The 18780-nt window shown below is 32.5% G+C and carries 20 protein-coding genes; 13 read left to right on the forward strand and 7 right to left on the reverse strand.

The window, feature by feature from the left end; translation table 11 throughout:
- Position 1: 1 nt before the first annotated feature.
- Positions 2-634: a DeoR family transcriptional regulator gene (locus tag SULAZ_RS04705; protein ID WP_012674289.1), complete on the forward strand. Its 633-nt coding sequence runs from the start codon at positions 2-4 to the stop codon at positions 632-634.
- Here SULAZ_RS04705 and SULAZ_RS04710 read toward each other — a convergent pair.
- From SULAZ_RS04710 to miaA, 5 genes are read right to left on the reverse strand one after another with little or no spacing between them, the layout of a single operon-like run.
- Positions 627-1226: a sulfurtransferase TusA family protein gene (locus SULAZ_RS04710; protein WP_012674613.1), complete on the reverse strand. Its 600-nt coding sequence runs from the start codon at positions 1224-1226 to the stop codon at positions 627-629. The two genes, SULAZ_RS04705 and SULAZ_RS04710, sit on opposite strands and share 8 nt — an antisense overlap.
- Positions 1204-1551 (reverse strand): histidine triad nucleotide-binding protein, encoded by a 348-nt coding sequence (locus SULAZ_RS04715; RefSeq protein ID WP_012673567.1) that lies wholly within the window; start codon positions 1549-1551, stop codon positions 1204-1206. Before SULAZ_RS04715 ends, SULAZ_RS04710 begins: the two co-directional genes overlap by 23 nt.
- The gene (gene hflX, locus SULAZ_RS04720; RefSeq protein WP_012674573.1) at positions 1529-2638 is read right to left on the reverse strand and encodes a GTPase HflX; all 1110 of its coding nucleotides are present in this window, start codon (positions 2636-2638) and stop codon (positions 1529-1531) included. Before hflX ends, SULAZ_RS04715 begins: the two co-directional genes overlap by 23 nt.
- Before the next feature lies 1 nt (position 2639).
- Positions 2640-2831, reverse strand: coding sequence for an RNA chaperone Hfq (gene hfq, locus SULAZ_RS04725; protein ID WP_012673725.1), 192 nt, complete (start codon positions 2829-2831; stop codon positions 2640-2642).
- Positions 2812-3732, reverse strand: coding sequence for a tRNA (adenosine(37)-N6)-dimethylallyltransferase MiaA (miaA, locus tag SULAZ_RS04730; RefSeq protein WP_012674794.1), 921 nt, complete (start codon positions 3730-3732; stop codon positions 2812-2814). Before miaA ends, hfq begins: the two co-directional genes overlap by 20 nt.
- A gap of 43 nt (positions 3733-3775) precedes the next feature.
- Here miaA and SULAZ_RS04735 point away from each other — a divergent pair, with 43 nt between their 5' ends.
- The 12 genes from SULAZ_RS04735 (at position 3776) to SULAZ_RS04790 (ending at position 17435) form a co-directional block, all read left to right on the forward strand.
- Positions 3776-4738 (forward strand): Rpn family recombination-promoting nuclease/putative transposase, encoded by a 963-nt coding sequence (locus SULAZ_RS04735; RefSeq protein WP_012674028.1) that lies wholly within the window; start codon positions 3776-3778, stop codon positions 4736-4738.
- A complete protein-coding gene (gene dapF, locus SULAZ_RS04740) occupies positions 4739-5617 on the forward strand; it encodes a diaminopimelate epimerase (RefSeq protein WP_228357427.1) in 879 nt (292 codons plus the stop codon).
- Complete coding sequence (thpR, locus tag SULAZ_RS04745) at positions 5617-6159, forward strand: RNA 2',3'-cyclic phosphodiesterase (RefSeq protein WP_012674560.1); 543 nt, start codon at positions 5617-5619, stop codon at positions 6157-6159. The genes dapF and thpR overlap by 1 nt, the downstream gene beginning before the upstream one ends.
- A gap of 314 nt (positions 6160-6473) precedes the next feature.
- Complete coding sequence (locus SULAZ_RS04750) at positions 6474-7427, forward strand: IS481 family transposase (RefSeq protein ID WP_187145710.1); 954 nt, start codon at positions 6474-6476, stop codon at positions 7425-7427.
- Positions 7428-7513: 86 nt separating this feature from the next.
- Positions 7514-11029 carry a chromosome segregation protein SMC gene (gene smc, locus SULAZ_RS04755; protein ID WP_012674619.1) on the forward strand — a complete coding sequence of 1172 codons (3516 nt, stop codon included), beginning with the start codon at positions 7514-7516 and terminating at the stop codon, positions 11027-11029.
- Complete coding sequence (locus SULAZ_RS04760) at positions 11013-12533, forward strand: YifB family Mg chelatase-like AAA ATPase (protein WP_012673553.1); 1521 nt, start codon at positions 11013-11015, stop codon at positions 12531-12533. The genes smc and SULAZ_RS04760 overlap by 17 nt, the downstream gene beginning before the upstream one ends.
- 10 nt (positions 12534-12543) lie before the next feature.
- Entirely contained in the window at positions 12544-13119 is a 576-nt protein-coding gene (locus SULAZ_RS04765; RefSeq protein WP_012674310.1) for a hypothetical protein, read from the forward strand.
- A gap of 70 nt (positions 13120-13189) precedes the next feature.
- A complete protein-coding gene (locus tag SULAZ_RS04770; RefSeq protein WP_012674216.1) occupies positions 13190-14038 on the forward strand; it encodes a sigma-70 family RNA polymerase sigma factor in 849 nt (282 codons plus the stop codon).
- Positions 14039-14710 (forward strand): polysaccharide deacetylase family protein, encoded by a 672-nt coding sequence (locus SULAZ_RS04775; RefSeq protein WP_012674872.1) that lies wholly within the window; start codon positions 14039-14041, stop codon positions 14708-14710.
- Positions 14707-15792 (forward strand): glycosyltransferase family 4 protein, encoded by a 1086-nt coding sequence (locus SULAZ_RS04780; RefSeq protein ID WP_228357430.1) that lies wholly within the window; start codon positions 14707-14709, stop codon positions 15790-15792. Before SULAZ_RS04775 ends, SULAZ_RS04780 begins: the two co-directional genes overlap by 4 nt.
- Before the next feature lie 69 nt (positions 15793-15861).
- Positions 15862-16512: a ComF family protein gene (locus tag SULAZ_RS04785; RefSeq protein WP_083758891.1), complete on the forward strand. Its 651-nt coding sequence runs from the start codon at positions 15862-15864 to the stop codon at positions 16510-16512.
- Positions 16513-16514: 2 nt separating this feature from the next.
- Positions 16515-17435 carry a cation diffusion facilitator family transporter gene (locus tag SULAZ_RS04790; RefSeq protein ID WP_012674548.1) on the forward strand — a complete coding sequence of 307 codons (921 nt, stop codon included), beginning with the start codon at positions 16515-16517 and terminating at the stop codon, positions 17433-17435.
- On the opposite strand, the gene SULAZ_RS04795 is transcribed toward SULAZ_RS04790, so the two are convergent.
- Both SULAZ_RS04795 and mqnE read right to left on the reverse strand, forming a co-directional pair.
- Positions 17427-17666 carry a hypothetical protein gene (locus SULAZ_RS04795; protein ID WP_012673899.1) on the reverse strand — a complete coding sequence of 80 codons (240 nt, stop codon included), beginning with the start codon at positions 17664-17666 and terminating at the stop codon, positions 17427-17429. The two genes, SULAZ_RS04790 and SULAZ_RS04795, sit on opposite strands and share 9 nt — an antisense overlap.
- Positions 17659-18777, reverse strand: coding sequence for an aminofutalosine synthase MqnE (gene mqnE / locus SULAZ_RS04800; protein WP_012673535.1), 1119 nt, complete (start codon positions 18775-18777; stop codon positions 17659-17661). The genes SULAZ_RS04795 and mqnE overlap by 8 nt, the downstream gene beginning before the upstream one ends.
- Positions 18778-18780 lie beyond the last annotated feature (3 nt).

The raw sequence follows: 18780 nt of genomic DNA on the forward strand, positions 1-18780 counted from the left end.
TATGGAAAATAACATAAATAGAAAAAAAGAGATTTTAAGAATACTCCAAGAAAGGGGAGAAGTAACAGTAAAAGAGTTAAGCCATATTTTTAATGTGTCAGAGATGACTATATACAGGGATGTAAGGGAGCTGGAGAAAGAGGGAGAGATAAAAAGAAAGCACGGGTCTATTCTTCTAAACACAGTTGAAAATAAAGAGCCGGTATCTTTAAAGTCCTGTCCTGTTTGCTCTAAACCTATAACAAGGTCTCATCCTTATAAGATTATAGTTGAAAATATAAAAGTTGTGGAGGCGTGTTGTGAGCATTGTGGTTTAATGCTGCATCAAAGGTATGCAGATAAAAGTGTATATGCTTTAACGTTTGACTTTATCTCTGAAAAACCTATAAATGCTTTAGATGCTTGGTATGTTGTGGGAAGTTCTGCTATTCCGTGCTGTAGTCCAAGTGTAATACCTTTTACTAACAAAGAAGATGCTGAGAAGTTTGCAAAAGGTTTTGGAGGAAAGGTGTTAAACTTTATAGATGCCTACAACGAAATAATAAATAGAATGAATATAAACATTAAAAGCTGCTGTTCTACGGAAAGTCAACCTACAACTTTTAAACTTTCAGACATTAAAAAGCTCAAGTAATTTTTGGATACTTTTTTTCCTTATCTATAACGTGAACATCTTCAACTGCAAATTTGTTTTCTTTTAGCAGGTTGTATATATTCAAGGCATCTTCTTTATTTTTAAAGCCAAATACTAAACCACAGTGTGGATATATCTCTTTTGGAACAGGAAGCATAATGTAGTTGTTGATATTCTTTTCTTTTAAAAAGTTGTTAGCTCTTATACCTTCTGCAACTGATACAAATGTTAAAAGGTATTTAGGTTTGTTGAAAGGTACTATATCTAAAAAATGCTTTATAAAATGGAGTTTAACACCTAAAGATATAAACTTTATTTTATCAATTATACTTTCACCTTTAAAACCTTTTCCTCTCTCTATAATTACTACAAAGTATCCGTTTTCTTCTTTAAACTCTGCAAGTTTATTGCCAGTTTCGTAAGCCCAGACTTCTATGTCTTTTTTAAAAGCTTTATCATCTGCTAAAACTTTAAGTCTTCCTCCTACCGGTATTTCTTTTAACTTTCTTGATACTAACGTAAGAGGTAAAGGACAAAAAAGTCCTCTTGTATCTATGCTGGGTATATTATTATTTGCAGATAAGTTTTCCAAGAGGTTCTCCTCCTAATAAATGCCAGTGTACGTGAAATACTTCTTGACCTGAGTCTTTACCTGTGTTTACTATAAGCCTAAATCCTGTTTCTGCAATGCCAAGGATTTTAGCTATTTCGTTAGCTTTTAGCATTAAGTGTCCTATAAGGGTTTTATGTTTGCCTTCAAAGTAAAGATTGTTAGGGATATGCTCTTTAGGTATTATTAAAACGTGGACTTTTGCCTGAGGTCTAATGTCATGGAAAGCCATTATTAGTTCATCTTCGTAAACTATCTTTGCAGGTATCTCTTTGTTTACAATTTTACAAAATACGCAGTTTTCCATACTCCTCTCCTTTTTTTATAGCATATTTTTTTAGTATATCAAATAATTTATCAATATTCCACCCTTTTGTTGCTGATACAGTTATAGTATTTTCCGATTCATCAGGCTCTAAGTATTCTTGTGAAGGTATTACTTTATCTACTTTATTCATTACGTTTATAACTGGTTTTTCTTCAAGTTTAAGCTTTTTTAAAACATCTTCTACCGTCTGTTTTTTCAGCATCCAGTTATCATCTGATATATCTATCACATGTAGGATTAAATCGGCTTCTTCAGTCTCTTTTAGTGTTGTCATAAAAGCATCCATTATCTCTTGGGGCATATCTTCTACAAAACCTACTGTATCTGTTATTATAACTCTTTTATTTATGTCAGGAAAGTGTATAAAAGATGTTTTTGTGTCTAGTGTTGCAAATAGTTGGTCTGATATGTAAGTATCCCTTTTTGTTAGGCGGTTTAGCAGAGAAGATTTTCCCGCGTTTGTATAACCTACAAGTGCTACATTAAGAATGTTTGGATTGTCTTCCCTTGTTTTTCTTTGCTGTTTCTTTTGTTTTTCTATCTCTTTCAACTCTTTTTTTATCTTATTTATTCTGTCTTTTATAGCTCTTGTTTTAATTTCTCCAAGCTTTTCTCCAGCTCCTTTTGTTTTCATTCCTCCACCGATTCTTGATAGTTCCTTACCTTTTTGGTTATACACTCTTGGAAGTTGATGTTGTAAGTAAGCAAGTTCTACCTGGAGTTTTGCTTGTTTTGTTTTTGCCCTTTTGAAGAATATCTGTAGTATTAAGTCTGTTCTGTCTAAAATTTGAGCGTTTATCTCTTGGGATAGATTAGATATCTGGACAGGAGATAGATTTACATTAAAAACTACAGTGTCAGCTCCAATACCTTCAACCAGTTGTTTTATCTCGTTTACTTTTCCTCTTCCTATGTAGTAAGCAGGATCTGGAGACTCCCTTTTCTGGTATACTTTACCTAAGACAACTCCTTCAGCTGCCTCTACAAGTCCTTCAAGCTCTTCTATCTGGTACTTAAACCTTGCAGGGTTTAAACCTGTGTTTACACCTACTATAATTGATCTCAAATTACTCTACAACTATCGTACTTATTGCGTGTTTGTATATAAGTTGTTGCTGACCGTTAACGTCTAATAAAATTGTAAACTGGTCTGCATCTAATATTTTACCTACTATTCTCGTACCTCTAACTAAGTAAACTGTTACCTCTTTACCTTCTCTTCTATACTCGTTTAAGATTTCATCTTGTACTGACGCCATCATATACCTCCTTAACTCTATTTTCTATAATTTTTAAAGCATCATTCATATTTATATGACTTAGATTTAAATTTTCAAACTTTGTTTTACTTTTAAATGTTCTTAGCTGTCTTTTTGCAAAATCTTTAGTATTTTCTATTATACTACTTTTAGCATCTTCAAGTGAGATTTTTTTATCTAAGTAAGGTAAAATTTCTTTGTATCCTATGGCTTGCATAGCTGTTATTGAATCTTTAAAACCCATCTCTATAAGCCTTTCTACTTCTTTTACAAGTCCTTTTTCAAACATTTTTTCTACTCTTAATTTTATTCTTTCCATAAGTTCTTCTCTATCTCTAACTAAATTAAAACCTATAAAGTTGTGTCTTGGATTTTCAAATCCCTGAAAGAAAGATGAGAATGGCTTTCCTGTAAGCTGGTAAACTTCTAAAGCTCTTACTATCCTTCTTTTATCGTTAACGTGTATCTTACTTGCATACTGAGGGTCAACTTCTCTTAACTTTTCATACAAAACCCTGTTATCTAAACTGTAAAGTTCCTCTCTTATTTCCCAATTGCCTTCAGGAGCTTCCGACAAACCGTACAAAGCTGCTTGAATATAAAGCCACGTCCCTCCTACTACTATCGGAATTTTTCCTTTTTCTTCAATTTTTTTAACAACTTTATCAAAATGCTGTATGTAATCTTTTACAGAAAAGTTTTCAGAAGGTAAGACAATATCTATTAAGTGGTGAGGAATACCGTCCATCTCTTGTAAAGTAGGTTTTGCAGTTCCTATATCCATATACTTATATATCATCATAGAGTCTGCACTTATCACTTGACCATCTAACATCTTAGCGAGTTTTATTCCCAGTTCTGTTTTTCCTGTTGCAGTTGCACCTGCTATAACTATAATCATTATCCTTTGTTGTGTTAAAATAATTTTGAGAATAAGATATTAAATGGAGATTGTTTTGTCAATAGAAAAACAACCTCACGACTGGTTTTTTAAAGTAATATTTAGTCAAAGTAAAAATGTAGAGTCTTTTTTAGAGATCTTTTTACCAAAGATTTATAAAAGTATAGTTCCAAACTCTTTAAAACTTTCTGATACAGAGAAACTTTCAAAGAAGTATAAAAAGCTATTTCTTGATATAGCATTCGATTGTAAACTTAAGGATAAAGATGGAAATGAGACAGATGGACAAATCTATATAGTTTTTGAACACAAATCTTATCCAGACAAACATACCCCTTCTCAAATATCTTTTTACAAGTCAGTTATGATGGAAGAAGATGAAAGATTATCAAGACCTTACAGACCTGTTATTCCTATCGTTTTCTACCACGGAGAAAAACCTTGGAATATACCTACAAAAATTCCTCAACTCCAGAATATAGATGACTACTTAGAAGAATACACCCACTCTCTTAGCTATATTCTTTTTGATACTACAAAATTGGAAGACATATTCTTGATAGAAAACTTATACTTAAACGCCTGCTTACTTTCTGCCATTTATACGATGAAAAATATATTTAAAGATTTAGAACATCTAAAACCTATATTGGAAAAACTTGTCCTTGAAGATGTTAGAGAGTGTCTTTATATTATTATTGACTACACGGTAATAGTAAAAAAAGATTTAGAAACAATAGAGAAAGTTTTAGAAGAAATAGGAGGTGAAGAGAAAATGATGACTCTAACAGAAAAATGGAAGATGGAAGGGCTACAGGAAGGGTTAAAAAGATTAATACAAGAATCTCAAGAAGCTGTAATAGAGATACTGGAAATAAGGTTTGGATCTGTTTCTGATGAGTTGAAATCAAAAATTAAAGCTATAGAAGATTTAGAAAAGTTGAAAAATTTAAGAAGAGAAGCTGTTAAAACTCAGTCTATAGAAGATTTTTCTAAAATACTTTAGGTGAAGAGAATTATGGATAAAAATTTTTTTGTAAAATCTCATGGACTTGGTAATGATTACATAGTGATAGATTCAGAAAATATAACTTTTGAGATTACACAGGACTTTATAAAGAAAATATGTGATGTACACTACGGTATAGGTTCTGATGGAATTCTGGTAAAGTATCCGTCAAGTGTTGCAGACTTTAAACTAAGAATATTTAATCCCGATGGCTCTGAAGCTGAAAAAAGTGGAAACGGTCTTAGAATATTCTGTAAATTTTTATACGATTATGGATATACTAATAAAGAAGAGTTCACAGTAGAAACGAAAGGAGGGTTAGTAAGAGCTAAAATTGAAGAGAAAAATAAGTTTGGAAAGGCAAAAGTTATAACTGTTGATATGGGTAAAGCCATCTTTGAAGCAAGTAAAATTCCTGTTAAAACAGATAAAAAAGAGTTTTTAGGAGAAAAGGTTAAAGTTGGTGATAAAGAGTACGAAGTAAACTGTGTGTCTGTAGGAAATCCCCACTGTGTAATAATAAAAAAGGAGTTAAACGAAGAAGAGATAAAAACATACGGTTCTTTGATAGAAAATCATCCACTTTTTCCAAATCGTATAAATGTTCAATTTGTAAAACCAATATCAGAAGACCAAGCAGAGATATTAATATGGGAAAGAGGAGCCGGGTTTACTTATGCCTCTGGAAGCTCTTCCTGTGCCGTTGCATCTGTTTTAGTAAAGAAAGGTCTTGCAAAAAATGATATTACCATTAAAATGATAGGTGGAGAGCTGAAAATAACTGTAGATAAAGATTGGAATATACGAATGACAGGGGAAGTTCAGGAAATTTGCAGAGGAATAATCAGTGAAGAATTTTTAGAGAGTATAAAGTAGTGGAAAAAAGAGTATTTGTAGGAAGTTTTGTAGACTGGAAAAAGCTAAAGAAAAGTTATACAGACATAAAAAAAGATTTAAGTGGAGTAGTGTCTGGCAGCTGGGTTAAGCCCGAAAACTTTCATATAACGTATAAGTTTTTAGGTAATACTAAGGTAGAAAAGATAAACGATATATTACATATACTTAACAAAGATTTTAACAAAGAGTTGGAAGTAAATATAACTTTAAAAGGCCTTGGGGTTTTCCCTAACCTTGATGATCCAAAGGTGTTATTTTTTAAAGTTTTAGAAAATGAGATTTTAAAAGAGATATTCTTAAACTTAGAAGAAAAGCTTTACAGTATAGGCTACAAAAAAGAGATAAAGCCGTTTATTCCACATATTACAATCCTTAGAATAAAAGAAGTGAAACAGGCTCAGTTTGTAGAAAAGTTAAAAAAATATGAAGAAAAGCTATTTTTAAAGCAAGAAACAATAACTGTAAATCTAATAGAAAGTATATTAAACCCAACAGGAGCTGTTTATAAAAAACTAAATTAATAATGAGATATAAAGTATTTTTTGATTAGGTTTGACCTAATTTTTCTATCTGCCGAATTGCCGTCGTTGTCCTATCGAAAATGGCAGTTTTTGAGTCTCAATTAGAAGGGGTTTATTGAGATTAATTGAGTTAAGTGATTGAAAAATAATCACTGTCTATCTCCAGTGATTTTTGCAGGATCGGAGGTCGACAGGAAAAAATATATTCCGGTGTATAAGTTTCAATACACAGTGAACACCTACCCCTTTAAAATAATTTCAACAAAAACAGGAGGTAGGTTATATGAAAGGTATTATAGGAACCCCCTATGTATATGACAACACTCTTTCCTAAAAAACTATCAAACAAGATTAAAGACATTCCTTTAACAAAAGAAGCCAAAAAAAGACTAAAATGGATACAGCACTACCAAGATACAAAAAATATATCCAAAACCTGCAGATACTTCGGAATATCAAGAACTACCTTCTATAAATGGTTTGAAAGATACAAAAAAGACGGACTTGAAGGACTTCTTGATAGACCTAAAACACCAAAAAACACAAGAAAACCAACTATAAGAAATCAGTACAGAGAACAAATAATAAAAGTCAGGAAACAAAACCCAACTTGGAGCAAAGAAAAAATATCGGCATATCTACAAGAAGAAAAAAACATAAAAGTATCACCATCTACAGTGTATAAAGTATTAAAAGAAGAAGGATTAATAGAGAGAACAAAATCAATTAAAATACAAAACAAAAGAAAAAAGAGTATAAAGAAGAAAAGGACAAAAAGAGGCTTGCAAGCACAAGCCCCAGGGGATGTAGTACAAATAGACGTAAAACACCTGAACATCGCAGGTGCAACATATTACCAATTCACAGCTATAGATAAGTATAGCAGATTTTGTTTTGCACGGGTATATGAAAGTAAAAATTCAAAGAAAACAAAAGAATTTTATATTGAGTTAAATGAGTATTTTGAATTTGAGATAAAGAGGGTACAAACAGATAACGGGAGTGAGTTTTTAGGGGAGTTTAACAAGTATTTAACGGATATAGGAGTGGAGCATTACTTTAGCTATCCAAGGAGTCCAAAGACTAATGGTGTTGTAGAAAGATTGATAAGGACAATAGAAGAGGAGTTATGGTTGATAGAGGGATTAGATTACACATTAGAGGAGATGAATAAGAAGTTAAGGAAGTATGTAAGGAAGTACAATTTTATAAGGCCACATCATTCTTTAGGATACAAAAGACCAGCAGACATTGTTTATGGAGTATGATAAAATTTTTAGGTGAAGGTGTTCACGATGTATAGAACTCATACACCAAATTGATAAAAATCCATAACTAATGCTATAATCTTTTCATGTTAAAAGCATACATAGATAGAATTAACGTTTTTGGGTTTAAATCTTACGGAGAAAGATATCTTTCTATCCCTTTAGGAGAAGGTTTTACTGCCATAGTTGGTCCAAATGGATCCGGTAAAAGTAATCTTGGAGATGCTATAGTTTTCTGTCTAGGAATAGCATCTGCCAAAGCAATGAGAGCCATCAAACTAACAGACCTTATATTCTCCTCAAAAGGAAAAACAGCTCCCTATGCAGAAGTTGAAATAATATTTAAAAATAACGGAGCTTTTCCTCTAAACACAGAAGAAGTAAGCATATCACGAAAAGTAGATTTAAGCGGAAAATCAACCTATAAAATAAACTCACGACCTGCAAAACAACAAGAAGTGGAAGAACTCCTAACTTTAGCAGGAATACCAACTCAAGGCTACAACATCGTAACCCAAGGAGATATTTACAAATTTGTAAAAATGACTCCATCAGAAAGAAGAGACCTAATCAGTGATATAGCAGGAATTACCCAGTATGAAGAAAGAAAACAAAAAGCCATACAAGACCTAAACCAATCAAACGAAAAAATAGAAAAAGTCAAAGCCATACTAAACGAAATTAGCCATACACTAAAAAAGTTAGAAAAAGAGAAAGAAGATGCCCTTTTAGCCATTGATTTAGAAAACCAGATTCAACAACTACAAAACGCCATAAAGTCAGCAAAACTCTACCTACTCTTAAAACAAAAAGAAGAAGTATTAAACCAAATAACTCAAGTAGAAGACCAGATAAACAACCTATACTTAGAAAAAGAAAAAAACATAGAAAACCAAAAAGAAATTATAAACAATATAAAACAACTTGAAGAAAAACTAAACCATATTCAAGAGTCTTTTTTGCCTATCAAAGAAAGAGAAGGAAGTATAACAGCCCAAGTAAAATCTCTAAGTGAAAAAAAAGATGACCTTGAAAAAACTCTTCAGCAACTCCAAGAAAAACTCAAGGCCTTAGAAAAAGAAAAAGAAGAAAAAATAAAAGAGATACTCCAAACAGAAGAAACAATAAAAAATCTCTCATCACAGCTTCCAAAACTTTTAGAAGAGTTAAAAGAAGCTGAAAAAACACTGGAAGAAAAGAATAAACAACTCCAAGAGATAGAGTTTTTAGGAAGTTCAGCAAAAAATGACCTTGGAGAAATAGAAAAACAAGAAAAACAGCTCCTTGAAACCATCAAACAGTTAGAAAATGAAAAAACCCAGTATCAAATAAAACTAAACACAACCCAAGAAAAGATAAACAACCTAAACCAAGACTTAGCCAAAACAAAAGAAGAGATTGAAAACCTTGAAAAAACAATAGAGAACATCAAATCAAACACAAAAGACACTCAAACCCAAATCCAAGGTTTACAAAGTGAGATAACAAGACTAAAAGTAAGAAAAGAAACATTAGAAAAAAGATTAAAAGAAACAAGAGAAAAGTTAGAGAAAAACTTTCAAAAGTTAGCCCATATCTTAGCCCAGCTATCCCAGTTTAGAGAAGATAAAATATCTATAATACTAAAATCAGTTCCCGGTGTTTACGGACAAGTATCAGAACTTATATCTTTAAAAGACCCAATGTATCAAACTGCTATAGAAGTAGCAGGAGGAGGTAGGTTAAAAAATATAGTTGTAGAAGATGATTACGTAACCCAAAAATGTATAGATATACTAAAAAAAGAAAAAGCAGGGAGAGTTACATTCATACCTTTAAACAAAATAAAAGTGTTTGACAACCCTAAACTACCATTTAAAAAAGGTCTACTTGGATACGCAATAGACTTTGTAGATTACGATAAAAAAATAGAAAAAGCCATAAAGTACGTTTTCCAAGATACAGTAGTAGTAGAAGATTTCGAGTCTGCAAGGTCTATAGGAATAGGAAGTTATAGAATGGTAACGTTAGAAGGAGAACTTTTTGAAAAGTCTGGAGCTATCTCTGGAGGTTTTGAAAGACAAAATATAACAATAGGCAGGTCAAACTTAGAAGCTGAAAAACAAAAACTGGAAGAAGAAGATGAAAAACTAAAAAAAGAAGAAGAATCAATCCAAAACGAGTTAAAACTAATAAACAACAAAATAGCCGAAAATGAAAAAACTCTAATAAAAATACAAACAGAAGCTTCCAGTATAAACCAGAGAATACAAGAACTAACAAATCAACTAATCTCAAAGAACAATAAAGTAAGTTATTTAGAAAACGAAATATTTAATCTAAAGAAACAATCTTTAGAATACGAAGGAAAAATTGAAAAACTACAACAAGAAATAGAAAAACAGTCTCAAACCCTACAGTCTGTATCAAATCAAAAACAAGAAATATTAAAAAGATTAGAAAGAGCTGGACTGTCAACCTTAAGAAAGCAGTGGGAAGAAGCTGCAAACAGAGTTTACTCACTCAAAGAAAAAGTAAAAGATATTGAAACTCAGATAAACCTACTGATAGACAAAAAAGACAACCAGCTTAAAATAAGAGTCTTTCAGATAGAAACAGAAAAAGAAGAAATAAGAAACCAGTTATACCAAATAAATCAAGAGATAGAAAGTGTAAAATCAAAAATAGAAAGCTTAACAAAAGAACTTTCAGAGCTATGGAAGGACTTAAAAACCTCAGAAAAAGAAAGAGACGATCTTATAAACCAAATTCAAGACTACAGAGATAAAATAAAAAATCTAAGATACGAAGAAGAAAACATAAACAAAGAGATAACAATTCTTCTACAAGAAAAAGCAAAACTACAACAAAAACTTACAGACACGGAAGAAGAGATACTAACGCTTAAACAGGAGTACGATGGAGAACCTGTAGAAGCTGACATAAAATCCTTAGAAAAACAACTAAAAACACTGGAAGAAAAAAGGAAAAATTTAGGGTCCGTTAACCAAAAAGCTTTAGAAGATTACGAAGAAGAGTTAAAAAGATACAACGAGATAAACGAAAAACTAACCATCTTAATACAAGAGAAAAAATCGATTGAAGAACTCATAGAAAACCTTGAAGAGAAAAAATTACAAGCATTTATGGAAGTGTACGAAAACATAAATAAAAATCTTGATAAAAACTTTAAAATACTTTCTCCTGGTGGAAAGGCTTACTTAGAACTTGAAAATCCATCGGACCCGTTAAGTGGTGGAGTTTTACTAAAAGCAAGACCAAGAGGTAAAGATGTTAAAAGACTTGAGATGATGTCAGGAGGAGAAAAAACTCTTACCGCTTTAGCATTTTTATTTGCAGTCCAGCAGTACAGACCAGCTCCATTTTACTACTTTGATGAAGTTGATGCGGCTTTAGATGATGCAAACGCAAAAAAAGTAGGACAACTTATAAAACAACTATCAAGCCAAGCCCAGTTTATAGTTGTTACCCATAGGGATGCTATGGCAAGTTTTGCAGACAGACTTATAGGAGTTTCTGCAAAAGAAGGAATATCCCATATCTATACCCTTGACGTTAACTCTTTAAGGGAGAGTGGAGAGTTAGATGCTGTCGGTGGTTAAAAGTGGAGGAACTTTCGGAATAGACGGTTATATAGTTGATGTGGAAGTAAACATTACCCAAGGACTTCCCCAGTTTATAACAGTAGGACTACCAGATACAGCTGTAAAAGAAAGTAGAGAAAGGGTAAAATCAGCCATAGAGAACATAGGTTTTAAGTTTCCGGTAAAAAAGATAACCGTAAACCTTGCCCCTGCTGATATTCTAAAGGTAGGAACCCTTTACGACCTACCTATAGCAATTGGAATACTGACATCATCCGGTTTTATAGACCAGTCAAAGTTAGAAAAAACAGCCTTCATAGGAGAACTTGCCCTAAACGGAGACCTAAGACCGGTAAAAGGCATTCTCCCTATAGCAATAAAATTAAGACAAGAAGGATTTGAGAGCTTTATTCTTCCGCAGGATAACTCAAAAGAAGCTGCATTAGTAGAAGGAATAAACGTTTACGGATTTAAAAATCTTAAAGATATAGTGGACTTTTTAAATGGTTATTTAAAGAAAGAACCAGAGAGAGTTGATTACGAAAAGCTACTTGAAGAAAAGTTGGACCATTTTGGTGATTTTTCAGAGGTAAAAGGACAGTACGGAGTAAAAAAAGCTCTTGAGATAGCAGCTGCCGGATTTCATAACCTGCTTATGATAGGCTCTCCCGGGTCAGGAAAAACTATGCTTGCAAGAAGGTTTGTTTCTATTCTACCACCCCTTAGTTTTGAAGAAGCTATAGAGATAACAAAAATACACAGTGTAGCAGGAGTCCTTAAAGACAGTATCGTAAAATCAAGACCCTTTAGAAGTCCTCATCACACAGTAAGTGATATAGCACTCATAGGAGGAGGAAGTTATCCAAAACCCGGTGAAGTCTCTTTAGCCCACAACGGTGTTTTATTCTTAGATGAACTTCCAGAGTTTAAAAAATCAACCCTTGAAGTATTAAGACAACCTTTAGAGGATAAAGTTGTTAGTATATCAAGGGCAACAGGAAAAATTACTTTTCCAGCAAACTTTTTACTTATAGCAGCTGCTAACCCTTGTCCTTGTGGTTATAGGTTTGACCCGGTAAAAGAGTGTAAATGTACCCCAGCTGAGATTAAAAGATACTTAGGAAAGATATCAGGACCTCTTTTAGACAGGATAGATTTATCTGTTACAGTAATGCCTGTAAGAACTACCGACTTATCATCAAACAAACCCCAAGAAACCTCAAAAGAGATAAGAGAAAGGGTTATAAAAGCAGTAGAGATACAGAATAACAGATTTAAAAACGAAAAGATAAAGTTTAACAGTCAAATGACACCTTCCCACATAGAAGCTTATGCAAACCTATCAGAAAGTGCAAAAAACACATTAAACACAGCTGCAGAAAAACTAAACCTTACTGCAAGGTCTTACCATCGTGTAATAAAAGTTGCAAGAACTATAGCAGATTTAGAACAAAGCCAAGAGATACTTGATAAACACATTATCACAGCTGTAAACTATAAAGTAAACGAAAATCTTATATAGGAGGCTTCCCATGAAAAAAGTTTTATCTACTGTAGCAGTTTTATCTATCTTCACTTTTTCATTTTCTCAATCGTTAGAAGAAAGAGTTGACCAGCTTGAAAAGAAAGTAAAACAACTTGAAGAGAGAATACTTCAACTTGAAGGCAAACCTTTAATACAACGAAAAGAAAAAGAATCAATCTTACTAAAAGAGAATGTTAAACCTGTTGAGTACACCCTTTTAGAAAAAAAGTTTCATAAAGGGGAAAATAAACTCTACGATAGAGATGACAAAATACTCTTTGTATTTAACTTTACATCAAACTTTAAAAAAGATGTTGACGTTATATACGGCAACTTAAAGGTGTACGATAAAGCTGGAAATGAACTTTTAACCCAGCCTGTAAAAATCTACAAACCACTTGATATAATAAGAACTAACAAAATCAGACCCGGAGAAACATTTAGAAGAACATTAGAAATAATATACGAACCTGAAAAGCCAAACCTAAGGTACATAAAAGACGCTCCACTGTCAGATTTAAAGGTGGAAATAGAGTTTAATAAAGTTGAGTTTTCTGATGGAAGTGTAGAGTTTTTAAATTGAGAAATCTCATAGATTTATGATAAACTTTATTAAATAATTTAATAATAGTTTTTTAACAAAGGTGTCTAAAATGGCAAATCAAGACCAAGAACTCACAACTTTACAACTTTATATGCAACAGATGGGCAAGTATCCTATGCTAACTCCGGAAGAGGAGCGGGAGCTTGCCATCAGAGCAAAAAAAGGAGATAAAGAAGCTCTTAAAAAACTTGTAGAAGGGAATTTAAGGTTTGTTGTAAATATTGCTAAAAACTTTATGGGTTGGGGTGTGCCTTTAACAGACCTTATAGCAGCTGGAAACTTAGGCTTAATAGAAGCTGCTAAACGTTTTGACCCGGATAAAAATGTAAAGTTTATATCTTACGCCGTTTGGTGGATTCGTCAGGCAATAATGCAGACTATATTCCAGCAAACAGGAGCTGTAAGAATACCAATTAAAGAGTCTTTATTTATATCTAAAGTAAAAAATGCCTATGAAAAACTAAAAGAAAGTTTAGGCAGAGAACCTACAGAAGAAGAGATAGCAAAAGAGCTTAAAACTTCTGTTAAAAAAGTGAAAAACGCTTTAGCAATAGTTAGACAACCTATATCTTTAGATATGCCTTTAGGAGAAGGTGGAGAAGAGGACTTTACTTTACTTGACATTTTATCAAAAAAAGGAACAGAAGACGTAGAAAAAGATTTAGTGGAAAGTACCTTGAAAGAAGAGTTTGAGAGACTTCTTAATGTGTTAGACGAAAGAGAAAGAGAGATAATAAAACTTAGATACGGACTTGAAGGTCTAGAACCAAAAACTCTGGAAGAAGTTGGAGAGATGCTCGGTATTTCAAGGGAAAGGGTAAGACAACTTGAACAGAGAGCTTTAAAAAAGCTAAAGGCTGTGGCCTTGAAAAAACATCTGCAAAACTTCTTATCTTAGATGAAGGTTTTAACCTACCACAATATAGACTATCCACCGGAAAACGCTAAGCTAAAAAGCCTTTATGTAAATCCTAACAAGTTTGAAAGCCAGATAAAACTTTTAAAAAAGTTAGGCTTTCAAACTGTTTTATCAGATGAGATTAACAAAAGTAAAAAAAATATAATTTTGACTTTTGATGACGGTTATAGAGATTTTGTAAGAAATGCATACCCTATTTTAAAAAAGTACAACGCAAAAGCAATAATATTTGTAGTAGTAGGATTAACAGGTAAGTACAATCTCTGGGACTGGGAGAAACTTAACGTAAAAAAACCCTTGATGGACTGGGAAGAGATAAAGTTTTTAGTAAGTGAAGGTTTTGAGATAGGGTCTCACACTATTACCCATCCATATTTAACAAAAATTCCGGAAAAGACTGCAAAAGCTGAGATAGAAGACTCTAAGAAAATACTGGAAGACAAGTTAGGTGTAGAAATTAAAACATTTTGTTATCCTTACGGAGACTACAACGAGAGAATAAAAGACTTAGTAGCAGATGCAGGTTATAAGATGGCTTTCACAACTCAAGAAGGTTCTTACGAAGAAAGTAAAGATATTTACCAAATAAAAAGAATCACAGTCTTTGGACACTACCTTTTACCACAGTTTTTATGGAAATTCTTAGTATGAAAATTCTTTGGATTAACGCAAACCCAAATCCAAATCCCGGTGGAACAGAAGCCCACTCTATAGACTTTATAAATAACCTTGAAAACATTCCTGATATCACAATCTACAAAGCAGTTGCAAAAGGAAGTTTTGTAGACAAAAACACAACCGACAGAAATAAGTTTTATATATCTTTAAAGTCAGAGTTTTCACCGGTAAACACCATAAAGCTAATAAACCTTGCCAGAAAATTAAAACCAGATTTTGTAATAGGAAACAACGGAAACGAGTATATAAACACATTTTTAGCAGGGAAACTGTCAGGCTCAAAAATAATCCTCTTTCGTCATATGTTAAACTACCAACCATTTTTCAATAAAAAGTTTATCTTACCTAAAGTTGATAAAATTTTTGCAGTAAGTCAGGCAAGTAAAAATAGGCTTTTAAAAGATGGTGTCCCAGAAAACAAGATAGAAATCCTTCCAAACTTTATAGACGAAGAAAAGTTTTACTACAGCTCCCAAGAAAAACAGTCTGTAAGAAAACAGTTAAACATATCTCCAAATGAGATTGTAATAACCTTTATAGGTAAAGTTGACAGAGGAAAAGGAATATACGACTATGTAGAAGTTTGTAAGGAGCTCCATACTATATTTAAAAACTTAAAATTTTTAATCATCGGTGATGGGAGAGATTTAAAGCCAGCTTTAGAAAGATTTAAAAATTACTCATTACAAGACAAAGTTATAACTACTGGAAATGTAGTAAACCCCCACTGGTACTTGAAAGCAGCTGATGTAGTGCTGGTTTTATCAAAAGGAGAAGAAAGTTTTGGTAGAACGGTTATAGAAGGTTTTGCTGTAAAGAGTTTAGTAGTTGTTTATGATGTAGAAAATCTTAAATATCTAATAGAAAACTACAAAACCGGTTTAATTGTAGAAAAAGGCAATATAAATCAAGCTGTAGACAGCATAAAAAAAGTCCTTAAGGATAATAGCCTTTACAACACTATAACAGAAAACGCCTACCAAGAGTTTTTACAAAAGTACACAAAAAAGAAAGTCTTGCAAGAGTTTTTAAGTAAGCTAAAAGCTTTGTTATAATAAAGTTATAAAAACTCTTGAAGGAGATGAAGAGTTATTAAAACGATTTTTAAAGCTGTTTTAAACACACTGTTTTCAAAAGAGTGTTTAATATGTAAAAACCCTTTTATATTCGAAAATCAAAACGTGATATGTCAAGACTGTTTAAACCAATCAAAAACACAGGTAGCATTCTACTGTAGAAGCTGTGGAAAAGCTCAAGAGTACCCTATATGTGATAACTGTAAAGTAGAGAGAAAGTACGAAGATATTCAAGTATTTACTTACTACTACTATATTCAAGATGCTATAAAGCAGCTGAAGTTTAATAAGATTAAACCTTTAGCCAAAGATTTAGGTTTACTTATAAAAGACGATATACAAGACTACTTAAGAAAAAACAAAATTCAAAACATCCTCTACATTCCTATATCTAAAAACGTTCAAAAAGAAAGGGGATTTAACCACTTAAAAGAGATATTAAAGTATGCAGTTCCATCTTTTTTAGTAAAAGACTACATTGTAAAACATAGAGAGACAGCTTTTCAGATGCAGCTAAACAAGGAAGACAGGTTTAAAAACTTAAAAGATGCTTTTTCTCTAACAGTAGACAGTATAAAAGGTAATACATTAGTTTTTGATGATATTTTAACTACAGGTGCGACCCTTTTAGAGATTTACAATTTAATAAAGGACAAAACAGATGGAAAAATCTACGCTTACGTAATAGCGAGAGGTTAAAGATGATATACAAGGAAAACGTTTTTAGAGAAAGGAAAAGTACAGAAAAAAAGTCAAAAATTCTTATAGCAGTGATTTTAAATCTTTTTATCGTAGTTTTACAGATAATATTTGGTCTTTACTCAAACTCAGTTTCTTTAATAACTGATGCAGTCCATAACTTTCAAGATGTTTTAAGTTTAATAGTTGCCTTAGTGGCTGTGTACGCAATTTCAAGAAAGCCATCGTTTGAGATGACATACGGCTTTTTAAAAGCTGAAGCGATGGCAAGTTTTGTCAACAACTTAGTCCTTTTATTTACGTTAATTTTTATATCCTATGAAGCAGTTGTTAGATTTATAAATCCAGAAGAAGTAAAAAGCTTTTACGTTATTGTATTTGGTTTTTTAGCTTTTGTTATTAACCTTTTTTCAGCTTTGATTTTAAAAACTCATCATCACCACGACCATGATGACCACCATCACGAAGATATAAATATAAAAGCAGCTTACTTACACCTTTTAAGTGATGCCTTGTTATCTTTAGCTGTAGTTGTTGGTGGAGTGTTTATGTACCTGTTTTCCATTTACTGGATTGACCCTGTTTTGTCTTTAATTTTTGTAGGGTACATTATAAAAGAGGTTTTTAAGGGTTTAAAAGAAAGCTACTCTATCCTTATGGAAGCTGTACCAAAAAATATAGATTTAGAATCTCTTATTCAGGATATAGAAAAAAACTTTCCCCATATAGTAGAGATTCACGATATTCACGTTTGGAGATTAAGCTCAAGCGATACATACCTTACAGCCCACATAGTTTTAGATGATTTAGCCTACTTTGAAGAGCTTTTAGAAGATTTGGAAGTGTACTTAAAAAATAAAGGGATAAACCACATTACAATCCAGCCAGAGACCTTTAACAAAAAATGTGAGGTCTTACATTAACTTGCTAAGCTTTAAAATCCAAAGAAGTATAACTACAACAATCCAAAAAACAACTACAAACAAAATGGTAAACTCTATACCTAAAAATAATATTTTCAGCAGTAAAAATAATAGGTAAGGCACTGCTATTAGTACAGCCAATACGGCTATCCCAAACAGGATAACAACAACTAAAGCCAAAATATAATTTTTTAAGGTTAACTCTTTTGTTTCAAAGTTTATCTTACTCATAGATTCTTATAGGGTTGTAAAGTGTATCTCTTTCTACAGGAATTTTTCCTGCTTCTTTTATAAGTCTTATAAGTTTTTCTTTTTGTTGCTGGGTTGGGGATTTTGCACCAGCAAAGTGGGCTATCTTTTCTTCCATCACAGTCCCGTCCATATCGTCAGCTCCAAAGTTTAGAGCTACCTGAGCTGTCTTTTCTCCTATCATAACCCAGTAGGCTTTTACATGGTCTATGTTATCTAACATAAGTCTTGATACTGCAATAGTCTTTAAATCATCTATACCTGTTGTAAAGTCGTAGACAGGTAATTCATTGTTTTCTGGTTGGTAGGCAAGGGGTATAAAACAGGTAAATCCTCCAGTCTCATCCTGAGCTTCTCTTATCTTTAACATATGGTCTACCCTATCTTCATAACTCTCAACATGTCCGTACAACATCGTAGTAGTAGAGTGTAAGCCAAGTCTATGGGCTGTTTTGTGTATCTCTAAGTACTTTTTATAACCTATCTTTTTAGGAGCTATTATTCTTCTGATGTTTGGGGAAAAAATTTCAGCTCCTCCACCAGGAAGGCTTCCAAGTCCTGCTTCTTTTAGTTTTATTAAGACTTCTTCGTAGGAAAGTCCTGAGATTTGGGAAAAGTAATCTATCTCAACAGCTGTAAAGGCTTTTATATGAAGGTTTGGAAAGTTTTTCTTTATTATAGATACTATGTTTAAGTAAGTTTGGAAATCCCACTCAGGGTGAAGTCCACCAACTATATGAACTTCAGTTGCACCGTTTTCCACTGCGTATCTGGCTTTTTCCACTATCTGGTCATAACTTAACTCATAAGCTCTTGGGTCGTTTTTGTCCATCTGGGCAAAAGCACAGAACTTACAATCTAAAACACAGACGTTAGTAGGGTTTATCTGTCTGTTTATTACAAAGTAAGCATACTTCCCGTTTTTCTTTTCTGTGATGTAGTTTGCAAGATAGCCAAGAGTTAGGATATCATTCGTTTTAAAGAGTTTAACCCCATCTTCAAAAGGTAATCTCTCTCCTTGTAGTACTTTGTCTATAATTGGAAAAATCTCTTTGTCTGATGCTAAAGATAAAGCTCTATCTATATCTAACATCGT

This window comes from Sulfurihydrogenibium azorense Az-Fu1 (assembly GCF_000021545.1).
GTDB classification, from domain to species: Bacteria; Aquificota; Aquificia; order Aquificales; family Hydrogenothermaceae; genus Sulfurihydrogenibium; species Sulfurihydrogenibium azorense.

What these genes read in the sequence shown, in the direction of transcription:
- SULAZ_RS04760 (WP_012673553.1), top strand. Translation starts at nt 11,013, where the DNA reads ATGCTGTCGGTGGTTAAAAGTGGAGGAACTTTCGGAATAGACGGTTAT.
- SULAZ_RS04775 (WP_012674872.1), top strand. Translation starts at nt 14,039, where the DNA reads ATGAAGGTTTTAACCTACCACAATATAGACTATCCACCGGAAAACGCT.
- SULAZ_RS04715 (WP_012673567.1), bottom strand. Translation starts at nt 1,551, where the DNA reads ATGGAAAACTGCGTATTTTGTAAAATTGTAAACAAAGAGATACCTGCA.
- SULAZ_RS04735 (WP_012674028.1), top strand. Translation starts at nt 3,776, where the DNA reads ATGGAGATTGTTTTGTCAATAGAAAAACAACCTCACGACTGGTTTTTT.
- SULAZ_RS04780 (WP_228357430.1), top strand. Translation starts at nt 14,707, where the DNA reads ATGAAAATTCTTTGGATTAACGCAAACCCAAATCCAAATCCCGGTGGA.
- SULAZ_RS04765 (WP_012674310.1), top strand. Translation starts at nt 12,544, where the DNA reads ATGAAAAAAGTTTTATCTACTGTAGCAGTTTTATCTATCTTCACTTTT.
- mqnE (WP_012673535.1), bottom strand. Translation starts at nt 18,777, where the DNA reads ATGTTAGATATAGATAGAGCTTTATCTTTAGCATCAGACAAAGAGATT.
- SULAZ_RS04750 (WP_187145710.1), top strand. Translation starts at nt 6,474, where the DNA reads ATGACAACACTCTTTCCTAAAAAACTATCAAACAAGATTAAAGACATT.
- SULAZ_RS04795 (WP_012673899.1), bottom strand. Translation starts at nt 17,666, where the DNA reads ATGAGTAAGATAAACTTTGAAACAAAAGAGTTAACCTTAAAAAATTAT.
- SULAZ_RS04705 (WP_012674289.1), top strand. Translation starts at nt 2, where the DNA reads ATGGAAAATAACATAAATAGAAAAAAAGAGATTTTAAGAATACTCCAA.
- smc (WP_012674619.1), top strand. Translation starts at nt 7,514, where the DNA reads ATGTTAAAAGCATACATAGATAGAATTAACGTTTTTGGGTTTAAATCT.
- miaA (WP_012674794.1), bottom strand. Translation starts at nt 3,732, where the DNA reads ATGATTATAGTTATAGCAGGTGCAACTGCAACAGGAAAAACAGAACTG.
- SULAZ_RS04790 (WP_012674548.1), top strand. Translation starts at nt 16,515, where the DNA reads ATGATATACAAGGAAAACGTTTTTAGAGAAAGGAAAAGTACAGAAAAA.
- hfq (WP_012673725.1), bottom strand. Translation starts at nt 2,831, where the DNA reads ATGGCGTCAGTACAAGATGAAATCTTAAACGAGTATAGAAGAGAAGGT.
- SULAZ_RS04770 (WP_012674216.1), top strand. Translation starts at nt 13,190, where the DNA reads ATGGCAAATCAAGACCAAGAACTCACAACTTTACAACTTTATATGCAA.